This window comes from Bacillus sp. MT(2024) (assembly GCF_036362845.1).
In the GTDB taxonomy this organism is placed as follows: domain Bacteria; phylum Bacillota; class Bacilli; order Bacillales; family Bacillaceae; genus Bacillus; species Bacillus velezensis.
This window is the reverse complement of sequence record NZ_CP143632.1, coordinates 3,263,121-3,275,196: the sequence shown is the minus strand read 5'-3', so window position 1 is coordinate 3,275,196 and position 12,076 is coordinate 3,263,121. Positions and strand designations below refer to the sequence as shown.

At 49.7% G+C, this 12,076-nt stretch carries 16 protein-coding genes; 14 read left to right on the top strand and 2 right to left on the bottom strand.

Going from position 1 to position 12,076, the window contains the following annotated elements; genetic code table 11:
• Positions 1-34: 34 nt before the first annotated feature.
• Complete coding sequence (locus VP472_RS16375) at positions 35-340, top strand: barstar family protein (protein WP_146275503.1); 306 nt, start codon at positions 35-37, stop codon at positions 338-340.
• A 114-nt stretch (positions 341-454) separates the two neighbouring features.
• Positions 455-1,249, top strand: coding sequence for an SDR family NAD(P)-dependent oxidoreductase (locus VP472_RS16370; protein WP_003151697.1), 795 nt, complete (start codon positions 455-457; stop codon positions 1,247-1,249).
• Positions 1,250-1,287: 38 nt separating this feature from the next.
• Here the strand turns inward: VP472_RS16370 and VP472_RS16365 are convergent, their stop codons facing one another.
• Positions 1,288-2,178: a LysR family transcriptional regulator gene (locus tag VP472_RS16365; RefSeq protein ID WP_070082376.1), complete on the bottom strand. Its 891-nt coding sequence runs from the start codon at positions 2,176-2,178 to the stop codon at positions 1,288-1,290.
• Between the two features lie 152 nt (positions 2,179-2,330).
• Here VP472_RS16365 and VP472_RS16360 point away from each other — a divergent pair, with 152 nt between their 5' ends.
• The 10 genes from VP472_RS16360 (at position 2,331) to azoRB (ending at position 10,219) form a co-directional block, all read left to right on the top strand.
• On the top strand, positions 2,331-2,870 hold the full coding sequence (locus VP472_RS16360) for a GNAT family N-acetyltransferase (protein WP_003151702.1): 540 nt from the start codon (positions 2,331-2,333) through the stop codon (positions 2,868-2,870).
• Complete coding sequence (locus VP472_RS16355; protein ID WP_070082375.1) at positions 2,867-3,679, top strand: amino acid ABC transporter substrate-binding protein; 813 nt, start codon at positions 2,867-2,869, stop codon at positions 3,677-3,679. Before VP472_RS16360 ends, VP472_RS16355 begins: the two co-directional genes overlap by 4 nt.
• Before the next feature lie 25 nt (positions 3,680-3,704).
• Positions 3,705-4,517 (top strand): amino acid ABC transporter substrate-binding protein, encoded by an 813-nt coding sequence (locus VP472_RS16350; RefSeq protein ID WP_015387707.1) that lies wholly within the window; start codon positions 3,705-3,707, stop codon positions 4,515-4,517.
• Between the two features lie 22 nt (positions 4,518-4,539).
• A complete protein-coding gene (locus VP472_RS16345) occupies positions 4,540-5,262 on the top strand; it encodes an amino acid ABC transporter permease (RefSeq protein WP_070082374.1) in 723 nt (240 codons plus the stop codon).
• Positions 5,263-5,277: 15 nt separating this feature from the next.
• Complete coding sequence (locus tag VP472_RS16340; protein ID WP_070082373.1) at positions 5,278-5,985, top strand: amino acid ABC transporter permease; 708 nt, start codon at positions 5,278-5,280, stop codon at positions 5,983-5,985.
• Complete coding sequence (locus tag VP472_RS16335; protein WP_025853847.1) at positions 5,982-6,761, top strand: amino acid ABC transporter ATP-binding protein; 780 nt, start codon at positions 5,982-5,984, stop codon at positions 6,759-6,761. Before VP472_RS16340 ends, VP472_RS16335 begins: the two co-directional genes overlap by 4 nt.
• Positions 6,758-7,774 carry an LLM class flavin-dependent oxidoreductase gene (locus VP472_RS16330; RefSeq protein ID WP_070082372.1) on the top strand — a complete coding sequence of 339 codons (1,017 nt, stop codon included), beginning with the start codon at positions 6,758-6,760 and terminating at the stop codon, positions 7,772-7,774. Before VP472_RS16335 ends, VP472_RS16330 begins: the two co-directional genes overlap by 4 nt.
• Positions 7,775-7,776: 2 nt before the next feature.
• Complete coding sequence (locus VP472_RS16325; protein WP_003151715.1) at positions 7,777-8,064, top strand: glutaredoxin family protein; 288 nt, start codon at positions 7,777-7,779, stop codon at positions 8,062-8,064.
• Positions 8,061-9,389 (top strand): LLM class flavin-dependent oxidoreductase, encoded by a 1,329-nt coding sequence (locus VP472_RS16320; RefSeq protein ID WP_070082371.1) that lies wholly within the window; start codon positions 8,061-8,063, stop codon positions 9,387-9,389. Before VP472_RS16325 ends, VP472_RS16320 begins: the two co-directional genes overlap by 4 nt.
• 194 nt (positions 9,390-9,583) lie before the next feature.
• Complete coding sequence (azoRB, locus tag VP472_RS16315; RefSeq protein WP_003151719.1) at positions 9,584-10,219, top strand: FMN-dependent NADH-azoreductase AzoRB; 636 nt, start codon at positions 9,584-9,586, stop codon at positions 10,217-10,219.
• Between the two features lie 44 nt (positions 10,220-10,263).
• Here the strand turns inward: azoRB and VP472_RS16310 are convergent, their stop codons facing one another.
• A complete protein-coding gene (locus VP472_RS16310) occupies positions 10,264-11,304 on the bottom strand; it encodes an oxidoreductase (protein WP_146275501.1) in 1,041 nt (346 codons plus the stop codon).
• Between the two features lie 138 nt (positions 11,305-11,442).
• On the opposite strand from VP472_RS16310, the gene csoR reads away from it, so the two are divergent.
• On the top strand, positions 11,443-11,748 hold the full coding sequence (gene csoR / locus VP472_RS16305) for a copper-sensing transcriptional repressor CsoR (protein WP_013353610.1): 306 nt from the start codon (positions 11,443-11,445) through the stop codon (positions 11,746-11,748).
• A 75-nt stretch (positions 11,749-11,823) separates the two neighbouring features.
• The gene (gene copZ / locus VP472_RS16300) at positions 11,824-12,030 is read left to right on the top strand and encodes a copper chaperone CopZ (RefSeq protein ID WP_015240581.1); all 207 of its coding nucleotides are present in this window, start codon (positions 11,824-11,826) and stop codon (positions 12,028-12,030) included.
• Positions 12,031-12,076: the final 46 nt, after the last annotated feature.

Below are 12,076 nucleotides of genomic sequence, written 5' to 3'. Positions count from 1 at the left end.
AAATATAATTCGAAGAAAAAAGGAGTCCATGTGAATGATAGTCGTCATCATAGACGGAAAAGATGTTACAAGCACAGAAGCATTACACCGAATCTTAAAAGATCAATTAGATTTCCCGGACTTTTATGGTGAAAATCTGAATGCCTTATGGGATTGTCTGACAGGCTGGATAGAATATCCGCTGACTTTGGTGTGGAAGAATTTTGAGATCAGTCAGAAGGAATTGGGTTCGGATGCTGATGATGTATTAAGGATATTAAAAAAGGCTCAGGCAGAATTAGATGGTGAGTTTTTCATTCAAATTGATCAGCCGTCAGCCGGGACAACGGACAGGCACTAAAAAGTGCGTACTTCCCCTCATCCATTTTTCTACCCGATAATAGGGACGGAAGGTTTCAGGCTTTCGATTTCTGTCCATATATAAGAAGAGACTTGCGATAGGGAGGAATGGATGATGGACTTGCAGTTAAAAGGGAAGACGGCGCTTGTGACGGGATCTACGTCAGGCATCGGGAAGGCGATTGCGGCTTCGCTGATTGCAGAAGGTGCGGCCGTGATCATTAACGGCCGCCGTGAAGAAAAGGTGAACGAAACGATCCGGGAACTAGAGAAACAGACGCCGGATGCCCGTCTCTATCCGGCCGCATTTGATTTAGGCACGGCGGAAGGATGCGGCGCGATTTTTCAGCAGTATCCGGATGTGGATATTCTCGTCAACAATTTAGGAATCTTTGAACCTGCGGAATACTTTGATATTCCTGACGAAGAGTGGCTCCGGTTTTTCGAGGTGAATATCATGAGCGGCGTGCGGCTGACACGCCGGTATGCAAAGCGGATGATTGAGCGGAAGGAAGGACGGGTGATCTTTATCGCGAGTGAAGCGGCCGTCATGCCTTCTCAGGAAATGGCTCATTACAGCGCTACGAAAACGACGCAGCTGTCGCTGTCACGCAGTCTGGCCGAGCTCACGGAAGGGACGAATGTGACGGTGAATACGGTCATGCCGGGCTCCACGAAAACAGAGGGCGTCGAAACGATGCTGGAGTCGCTTTATCCCGGTGAAAACCTGACAGTGGCTGAAGCGGAGAGACGATTTATGAAGGAAAATCGTCCGACGTCGATCATTCAGCGATTGATCCGTCCGGAAGAGATCGCCCACTTTGTCGCCTTTTTAAGCAGCCCGCTGTCGTCAGCCATTAACGGATCTGCTTTGCGGATCGACGGCGGCTTGGTGCGGAGCATTATATAAGATGAATATACAAAAACCCCCGTAAAGCGGGGGTTTTTTTAATGCGGATCACGCTGAAACCGGCTGATGATCCTGCTGATTAAATCTTTTGTGGCACAGTCAAAATGCTCTTCTTTTTGGTTTGTCAAAAGCCCGACCGGCGGTGAAATTGTTAAGTTATGGATCGGAATGACCTTCGTGCCCTCGATCGGCTCTGAATGCGCCGTCGCCGTAAAGATTGAGACGCCGATATTTTCCCTGACATAGTATTGGTGAGCCATGCTGCTGGTCAGCTCCATTTTTCGATAGCGGCTGCCGATGGCCCGCTGCAGGTGCTGTTCAATTTGAATCCGGATCGGGCAATTGGCGGGCGTAAAAATCAGGCATTCATTTTCTAAATCTTCGAGATTAACGCTTGCTTTGGCGGCAAGGGGATGTCTGTTGGACACGATGACATTGAGCGAGTCGTGGAAAAACGGATCAAAGTAATTTTCCAGAATCAGCTCCGGCTCGCCGCATACCGCAAAATCAATGGCGCCCTCCAGCAGTTTGCGGCTGCATGTATTGGCATCATCCACGCTGACATTGACCGACATGTCCGGATAATCATTTAAGAAACCCCGCAGCACGGCAGGGAAGATCAGGCTTGCCGTCGGTTCGGATATGCCGATCTGAATAAGGCCGGCCTGGCCCTGTCTGATATCGGCCAGAGTATGGTCAAGCACCTCGTATTGCGCGAGAAGCTGCCCGGCCCGCTCATGAAACAGCCGCCCCGCCCTTGTCAGCTTCAGCTTCTTTCCCCGTTCAAACAGCTGCGCGCCTACATCCTGTTCCAGCTGTTTAATCCGCATTGAAATCGTCGGCTGTGAGTAGTTCAGAATTTCGGCGGCCTTATAAAAGCTGCCTGACTGTACGATGGTATGAAACGTTTTAATGGTGCGTAATTCCAACGAAATCCCCTCCCGGCTGTTCATTAATTTTCTTGAACCTTTCCTTTACTTTTTTTGATTAGTCAAACAAATCAGTTTGCTTTATAGTATAAACAATCAAAGCTTAGTAAACAAATTGGAATTATATATTTTTTGCGGGGAGAGTGACCGGAATGAGTGAAGACATATTTCGATTGGCTGAGAAAAAGGATGCGCCGGAGTTTTTAGAGCTGCTGTACAGCGCGTTTCAGCCGATCCGCAATTTGGAGATTGACTGGCCGTCGGCGCGGGCCGACATCGATATGGTAACGGAAAATATTGAAAATCATTCAGCCGTCGTGCTCGAACGGGACGGACGGCTTCTTTCAACAATTACGATCCGTTTTCCGTGGGAGAGTGACACGCCTCCGTCAAAATATCCGTTTGTCTGGTGGTTTGCGACGCTTCCTGAGCTGAAGGGGCAGGGCATCGGCAGCAAACTTTTGACTTATGTGGAGGAACATGTGCTGCGGGATACGCTGAAGGCCCCGGCCATCACGCTCGGCACTTCGGCGCGCAAGCATCCCTGGCTTGTAGATATGTACAGACGGAGGGGATATGAAGTGTATTTTGAGCAGGAGAAAGACGGAGACATCGGAGTCATGATGAGAAAGGTGCTCATACCGGAGCGGTTTGACGCGTCGCTGTTAGGCACACCGAGCTGGGCGCAATGATAAAAAAACGGATCAGAGCCGGCTGTCTGCTTCTGCTGCTCGGCGTGCTGGCCGGGTGCGGGCAAGGAGAAAGCACGAAAGCGGGGAGCGGCGTGCAGACCGTTATCGTCGGCACGGGAACTGATTTTCCGAACATTGCTTTTATGGATGAAAAAGGCGAGCTGACCGGCTATGACATTGAAGTGATGAAAGCCATTGATGAACAGCTGCCGCAATACAAATTTGTCTTTAAGACGATGGATTTTTCGAATCTGCTTACAAGTCTCGGAAACCGGAAAATTGACGTGATTGCGCACAATATGGCGAAAAACAAGGAACGGGAGAAACGCTTTTTGTATCACAAAATCCCGTATAACTACTCGCCGATGTACATTACGGTGAAGGCGGATAATGACGCGATACACACGCTCCGGGATTTAAAAGGGAAAACCGTCATCGTCGGCGCGACGTCAAATGCGGCGGATTATATGACGGCATACAACAAGTCCCACGGCAGCCCGATACACTTGAAATACGCCGGGCAGGGCGGCAATGATACAGCGAACCAAATGGAGACAGGACGTGCTGACGCCACCGTATCCACGCCGTTTGCCGTCGATTTTCAAAATAAGACGCACGCGTTCAAACAAAAGACGGTCGGTGATGTGCTGCTCGATACCGAGGTGTATTTTATGTTCAATAAAAACAGCCAAACCCTGGCGGACGATACGGATCGGGCGATTCAAAAGCTTGAGAAGGACGGCACATTGAAAAGGCTGAGTGAAAAATGGCTCGGCGCGGATTATTCAAAATCAAGTTTCACGAAATAATTGAAGCAGAAAACGGGGCGATCACATGAAAATAAGACTGGCGGTCATGTCATTAACAATTGCGGCAACGGCGGCGTTATCAGCCTGCGGCGCGGGCGGGGAGGCGGCATCAGGCAATCAGAAAAACGTGAAGAACATTACGGTCGGCACCGGCACTCAATTTCCGAATATTTGCTTTATTGATGATAAAGGCAAATTGACGGGCTATGACGTTGAGCTGGTGAAAGAGCTTGACAGGCGCCTGCCGGACTATCGATTCACCTTTAAAACGATGGATTTCTCCAACCTGCTTGTCAGCCTTGGCCAGCATAAAGTCGATATCGTGGCTCATCAAATGGAGAAAAGCGCCGAACGGGAGAAAAAATTTCTGTTCAATCAAGTCGCGTATAACAACTTCCCGCTGAAAATCACGGTGCTCCAAGATAACGGGGACATTCACGGCATTGATGACTTGAAAGGAAAGCGGGTCATTACAAGTCCGACGTCAAACGGCGCGCTTGTGCTGAAAAAATGGAATGAAAAACACGGCAGTCCGTTTGAAATCGCCTATGCCGGCCAAGGTTCAAACGATGCGGCCAATCAGCTGAAATCCGGCCGCGCCGATGCAACGATTTCAACGCCGTTTGCTGTCGATTTTCAAAACAAAACAAGCGCAATCAAAGAAAAAACGGTCGGCGGGGTGCTGTCAAATGCCAAAGTGTTCTTTATGTTTAACAAAAATGAACAAACGCTGAGCGATGACATTGATAAAGCGCTCAAGGAAATCATTGATGACGGCACGCTTAAAAAGCTGAGTGAAAAGTGGCTCGGCGCGGATTATTCAAAGGAGCAATATTAAGTGAAAAAGAGAGGGACCGGCAATGGAAAAAGCGTTTGATATCAGTATGATCGCCTCCTTTGTGCCGACATTGCTCGGGTATTTGCCCGTCACGCTGTATATATTGGCGGTGTCTTTGCTGTTCGGCTTTCTTTTGGGGCTGCTTTTGGCGCTGCCCCGCATCTATCGCATTCCCGTTTTGAATCAGTATGCGAAGCTGTATATCTCTTTTTTCAGAGGAACGCCCATCATGGTGCAGCTGTTCATTGTATTTTACGGCATTCCGGCGCTCACGGCGCTCGCCGGAATTGATACCTCTAAAATGGACCCTTTGTATGCGGCCATCGCCACGTACGCGCTGAGCAGCGCGGCAAGAGCGGCCGAAATCATCAGGGGAGGTGTGAACAGCGTCGGCCGCGGGCAGGCGGAGGCGGCGTTCAGCATCGGGCTGAACGGGGGGCAGACATTCCGGCGCATCATTCTGCCGCAGGCGCTTGTGCAGGCCTTTCCCAACATCGGGAATATGGTGATCGGTTTCTTAAAAGATACATCACTCGCTTTTTCGATCGGGGTGATGGATATGTCGGGCAGAGGACAGACCTTGATTACATCGAGCAATCATTCTCTTGAAGTGTATATCTCGCTGTCTGTTCTGTATTACGCGGCCGCCCTTTTATTTGAATGTGTCTTCAGATGGGCCGAAAAACGAATCAAGAAAGATGAGACGCGCCTTGTGACGGTTTTTGACATGAGTGCGCACGGCTGAAAAGGAGGGAGAACAGTGGAGCTGGACATTCCATTTATCGGCACTGCGATAAAACAAATGTTGAAAACCGTTCCGCTTACATTGGCGATGACGGTCATTCCGATTATTGCCGGATTTTTCATAGCTCTCGGCAATATCACGGTGCGTATATTCCGCATCAAATGGCTGCTGGCCTGCTCAGCGTTTTACGTGTCTTTTTTCCGCAGCACCCCGGCGATTCTCCATATCATGCTGATTTATTTAGGGGTTCCGCTGATTGCCGAACAATTCAGCCGCGCGTTTCATCTCGGCTGGTCGGCCAATCAGATTCCGGTCGCCGTGTTTGTCATCATGGCACTGTCATTAACGGCAGGCGCTTATATGACGGAAATTCTCCGATCCGGGATCATGGCCGTCGATACGGGGCAGGCGGAGGCGGCATATTCAATCGGTCTGACGCGGGGCCAGATGATTCGGCGCGTAATTCTGCCGCAGGCGTTCATGATATCGCTGCCGAACTTCACCAATATAGGCATCGGCTTTTTGCATACCACTTCCATCGCGGCAATTGTTGCAGTGCCTGAAATTACAGGAACGGCGACGATTGCGGCATCCGATAACTATGCGTTTCTGGAAGCATTTATCGGGGCGGCCGTGATTTATTGGGGATTAACGCTGATTCTCGAAGCAGTAAACAGTCTGGCGGAAAAAAGAGCGGCCAGATATCAAGGAGGCGCATTATGATCGAAATCCGAAACATTCAGAAACATTTTGGCAGTCATCACGTGTTAAAGGGGATCAATTTAAGTGTCCGGAAAGGAGAAGTCGTGACGATCATCGGCCCGAGCGGTTCCGGGAAAACCACTTTTCTGCGCTGCCTTAATTTACTTGAGCGGCCGGATGAGGGCGCCATTTCGCTGCACGGTGAAGTCATTAACTGCAAAAAGCCTGCCAAAAAAGACATTCTCAGACTGAGGAAACAGACGGCGATGGTTTTTCAGCAATATCATTTGTTTTCGCATAAAACGGCGATTCAAAATGTCATGGAAGGCCTGACGGTCGCAAGGAAAATGAAAAAATCAGATGCGTACGCCATTGCCGAGCGGGAACTGGCCAAGGTGGGGCTTCAGGATAAATTGCATGCCTATCCGAATCAGCTGTCGGGAGGACAAAAGCAGCGGGTCGGGATTGCCCGGGCGCTTGCCATTCATCCTGATGTGATGCTGTTTGATGAACCGACCGCAGCCCTTGATCCGGAGCTTGTCGGCGAGGTGCTTGAGGTGATGCTTAACATTGTGCGGACCGGCGCCACCATGATCATTGTCACACATGAGATGGAATTCGCCAGAAGAGTGTCCGACCAAATTGTGTTTATGGATGAAGGAGCAATCGTGGAACAAGGAACGCCTGAGGAAGTTTTTCACAAGACGAAAAAAGAAAGAACGAAGAAGTTCCTCCGCCGCGTGCTGCCTGATTACGGTTATGACATAAAAGAGCGCATAAAGGAGCCTGTCGTATGATTCGTTTAAGCATTTTAGACCAAAGTGTCACCGCGGAAAACCAAACCGCAGAAGAAGCCTTGCGGCAAACGGTGAAATTGGCTCAGGAGGCCGAACAATACGGATATGACCGTTTCTGGGCGGCGGAGCATCATAACAATGAAGAGATAGCGGGATCAGCGCCGGAAATTGTTCTGGGGTATCTTGCCGCAAGCACGAAAAAAATCCGTCTCGCATCCGGCGGGGTGATGCTGCAGCATTACAGTCCTTATAAAGTGGCGGAGCAGTTCCGGGTTCTGTCCGCCCTTGCTCCCGGCCGTGTGGCGCTCGGTGTCGGCAAAGCGCCCGGCGGATTTCAGCTGTCAACCGATGCGCTGCAGCGGGAGCTTATCCAGCCCGCCCGTTTGTTTGAAGAAAAGCTTGAGGAGCTGACTCATTTCATCCGAAATGATTTTCCGGACTCGCACCGCTACGCGTCATTGCGGCCGACGCCGCATACTGAGTATGCGCCTGACATCTTTTTACTCGGCGGCAGCGCGGAAAGCGCGATATCCGCGGCCAAACTCGGCATTTCCTTCGTTTTCGCCTATTTCATAAACGGTGAAGAGGCTGCGTTAGAAAAAGCGCGCCACGCCTTTGACGAGCATCTGCCGAAAGGATCGAAGGCGGAATTTCACCTTGCGCCGATGGTATTTACCGCGCATACAAAAGCAGAAGCGGAAAAACACGTCGTATCGCGTGAGTCGGTCAAAATCATTCTCGAAGACGGCAAAAAGGTGAATGTCGGTTCCCGGGAACAAGCGGAAGGGTTTCTTGAACAAGTCACGCAGCCATATAAGCTGATCACACAAAAGACGGGTGTGATTGCCGGGACAAAAGAAGAGACCGCCGCCGAGCTGCGACGATTATCCGTTCAATACAGCATTACCGATTTTGTGATTTTGTCGCCTATCAAAAACGCTGAGGAAAAACGATTGTCTTACCGGCTGTTAAGCGAAGCGGTGCAGCCGGCCCCACAATTACAGGAGGGATGAACATGAGTCATGAAGTAAACGTAGTGGTCTGGAGCAAACAGGGCTGCTCCTATTGTGATGAAGTGAAAGGATATTTGCGGGAAAAAGCCGTGGCATACGAAACAATTGATGTGACAGAGCGGGACGAATTGCGTGACGTGCTGCAGACGAAGTACGGCATCCGTCATGTTCCCGTCGTTGAAATCGGCAGCGGTGACAGCCGTGTGTATCAGGCCGTTACTCAAGTCGGCATTGAGCATGTAGAACGGGCGCTTGCCGATTACGAGGGGAAAAAGGGGGAGAGAAAATGAGCCGGACGGATCTAATTCAATTCGGAGCCATGATTCACGGTGTCGGCGGCACAACGGACGGCTGGCGTCATCCCGACGTCGATCCGACAGCAAGCACGAATGCGGCGTTTTACAGGCAAAAAGCGCAGACCGCTGAAAGAGGGCTGTTCAGCTTTGCTTTTATTGCGGACGGCTTGTTCATTTCTGAAAAGTCCATCCCGCATTTCTTAAATCGGTTTGAGCCGATCACTATTTTATCGGCGCTTGCCGCCTCTACAACCCATCTTGGTTTAATCGGCACATTTTCCACCTCGTTCACTGAGCCGTTTACCATCGCAAGACAGCTGATGTCTCTTGACCATATCAGCGGCGGCAGGGCGGGCTGGAATCTCGTCACCTCTCCGCAGGCGGGAGCCGCGCGCAATCACAGCAAAGAAAGCCTTCCCGACCACAGCCGGCGCTACGACATCGCCCAGGAACATGTGGACGTGGTGCGCGGTCTGTGGAATTCCTGGGAAGAAGATGCCTTCGTCCGCAACAAAGAAACCGGGCAGTTTTTTGACCCTGACAAACTGCATCGCCTGTATCACAAAGGCGAGTATTTTCAAGTGGAGGGCCCGCTGAATATCGGCCGGTCCAAACAGGGAGAGCCGGTCGTTTTCCAAGCGGGGTCTTCAGAAACCGGCCGGTCGTTTGCCGCGAGGAATGCAGATGCAGTCTTTACGCACTCCAATTCACTTGAGGAAACGAAAGCTTTTTATGATGATGTGAAGAAGCGGGCGGCGGATTACGGCCGGGACGCTTCCAAGCTGCGGATCTTTCCGGGAATCAGTCCGATTATAGCCGGCTCACAAGAAGAAGCGGAAGCGAAATATCAGGAATTCGCCGAGCTGATACCGATAGAGAACGCCGTTAAATATGTGGCCAGATTTTTTGACGATTATGATCTGAGCCGTTTTCCGCTGGATGAGCCGTTTCCTGATTTGGGCGACGTCGGGAAAAACGCGTTTCAAAGTACGACAGACCGTATCAAAAGAGAGGCGAAAGCCAGGAATCTTACGCTGCGTCAAGTGGCGCGCGAAGCCGCGTTTCCGCGAACCAACTTTATCGGGACACCGGAACGTGTGGCATCATTAATTGAAACATGGTTTCAGCGGGAAGCGGCGGACGGGTTTATCATTCACTCTGACATCCCGGGCATGCTTGAAGCCTTTGTAGATCAAGTCATACCGATCCTTCAGGAAAAGGGGCTGTACCGAAAAAGCTATCCGGCGGATACACTGCGGGGGAATCTCGGGTTGGATATTCCGGTCTGCAAACCAAATCCGATTTTGAGCAGAAACTAAATGTTTCTGCTTTTTCTGCTGCTTGCCATTCCCGTCATTACAGCCTTTTTTAAAAAATATACTGATTTCGAGATATTATTGTTGCGAAAAGAATTTTTTGTAACTATAATTATTACAGAACTGATCAGTATAAAAAAACATTCATATTTCATAATAAATGTGTGTGTAATTTGAAAACGAAAGGGCTGTTAACAATGGCAAAAGTACTTTATATCACTGCTCATCCTCATGATGAAAAGACATCTTACAGCATGGCGACAGGAAAAGCGTTTATCGATTCTTATAAAGAATCAAACCCGAATGATGAGGTTGTACATATCGACCTTTACAAAGAGAACATTCCTCATATCGACGCGGATGTATTCAGCGGCTGGGGAAAACTTCAATCCGGCACAGGTTTTGAAGAGCTTTCTGAAAACGAAAAAGCGAAAGTCGGCCGTCTGAATGAGCTGAGCGATCAATTCGCGTCAGCTGACAAATACGTATTCGTCACACCGCTTTGGAACTTCTCATTCCCGCCTGTTATGAAAGCGTACCTTGATTCTGTGGCTGTAGCCGGAAAATCATTCAAATATACAGAGCAAGGCCCGATCGGCCTGTTGACTGACAAAAAAGCGCTCCACATTCAGGCGCGCGGAGGCTATTACTCTGAAGGCCCGGCGGCTGACATGGAAATGGGCCACCGTTACATCGGCATCATGATGAACTTCTTCGGCGTTCCTTCTTTTGACGGTTTAATCGTTGAAGGCCATAATGCTGAACCGAATAAAGCACAGCAAATTAAAGAAGATGCGATTGCCCGCGCGAAAGAAGCCGGAAAATCATTCTGATCTTAAAAAAACCTCCCCGCCGTCGGCAGGGAGGTTTTTTTATATTAAAGGGCAATCGTCCGTTTTTGCTCGCTGCTTTTCATCGCCGCTTCAATGACACGGATGACATCGATGCCTTCTTTTGCCGTAACGGGAAGCTGTTTTCCGTTTAAGATGCTGTCCGCCAGCAGTTTGTAGTACGTAAGGTAAGAGCCGTTCTCAGAGGGGATTGTTTCTGTATGCCTTTTTTCATCCGCTGCGATTGTCAGCTCTCCGAAGTTGTCAGGGTCATCGGCGCCCCAGCTGTCGTCAATCGGCTTTTGGCCGGCTGAAAGCGCCTCTTCCTGTCCGTCCTTTCCGTATTTGATAAAGCTTGCATTCCGTCCGTGAATCTGATAGCGCGGGCCGTTTGCCGCATTCATGGAGCCGGATTGAAGAATGACCTGAAGTTTGCCGTAATGGAGCGCGGCCAGAAAATAATCGACGGTTTCACTGTTGTCCCGCTGTTTCATCACATGTGCCGTGACGGATTCCGGCATTCCGAAAAGCAGGAGTGTCTGGTCAATAATATGTGAACCGAGATCATACAGCGTTCCCGTGGCGGGTCCGCTTTTTTCGCGCCATCTTTCTTGGACAACCGGATTGTACAGATCGTAGTTGACTTGATATGTATGAATGTCTTGAAGCGCCCCGTCCCGAATCAGCTTTTGTATCGTTAAAAAGTCATTGTCCCACCGCCGGTTGTGGTACACGCTCAGTAAGACGCCTTTATTTTCAGCCGTTCTTCTCAGCTCCTCCGCTTCTGCTGAAGTCGCCGTCATCGGTTTTTCCACGACGGTGTGTTTTCCCGCCAGGAGACATTTCATCGCTGATTCATAATGCATTCCGCTCGGTGTCGTAACGATGACGAGATCAATGTCAGGATCACCGGTAATGTCTTCAATCGCGCGCACGGCTTCAGCCCCCGGCAGATCACGTCTGACCTCCTCCGTTCTGGAGGTCATGACTTTTTTGATCTGATAATCATCAAGGACGTCCAAAAGCGGCGCATGAAAGACTTTCCCGGACAAACCATATCCCAATATGCCAACCTGTATCGTTTTCAATGAACTTCCCCCTCATGATATGTGATAACAATATATACCCCGCGGGTGTACTGGTAAAACTTGTGTGTTGAAAATTTTTTACACCGGATTTTCAAGTCTGTATAATGAAGGTAACGAAGAACAAAACCGAGGTGGAAAATGGACAAACATACCGAGCATCAATCGTTAAATCATAAAAGCGCCAAGGAAAAAGACCAGATTCTGAACCGGCTGAAACGGATTGAAGGCCAAGTCAGGGGCATTCAGAATATGGTGGAAAACGAACGATACTGCGTGGATATTCTCGTGCAGATTTCAGCCGTACAGGCGGCCATGCAGAAAGTCGCGTTTCATCTGCTGGAAGATCACGCCCATCACTGCGTAGCCGGCGCCATTGAGAGCGGAAACGGGGAGCAGGCGATTGCCGAGCTGCTTGATGTTGTGAAAAAAATCGCAAAATCGTAAAATAAAATGTTTTGAAATACCCTACAGGGGTATGGTAACATAAAAAAGAAAAAACAAGACGTGGAGGGAATCATCATGGAACAAAAAACACTGCAAGTCGAAGGCATGTCCTGTCAGCACTGCGTAAAAGCAGTAGAGACCGGAGTGGGAGAACTGAACGGAGTGACGGCGGTTCAGGTGAAATTGGAAGCCGGACAGGTGGATGTGACGTTTGATGAGAACAAAGTCTCCGTATCAGATATAAAGGACGCGATTGAAGATCAAGGGTATGACGTCGTATAAGGTTTATCGCGCTTCGGGAACGGGCGCGGTTTTCTTTTATTATAAT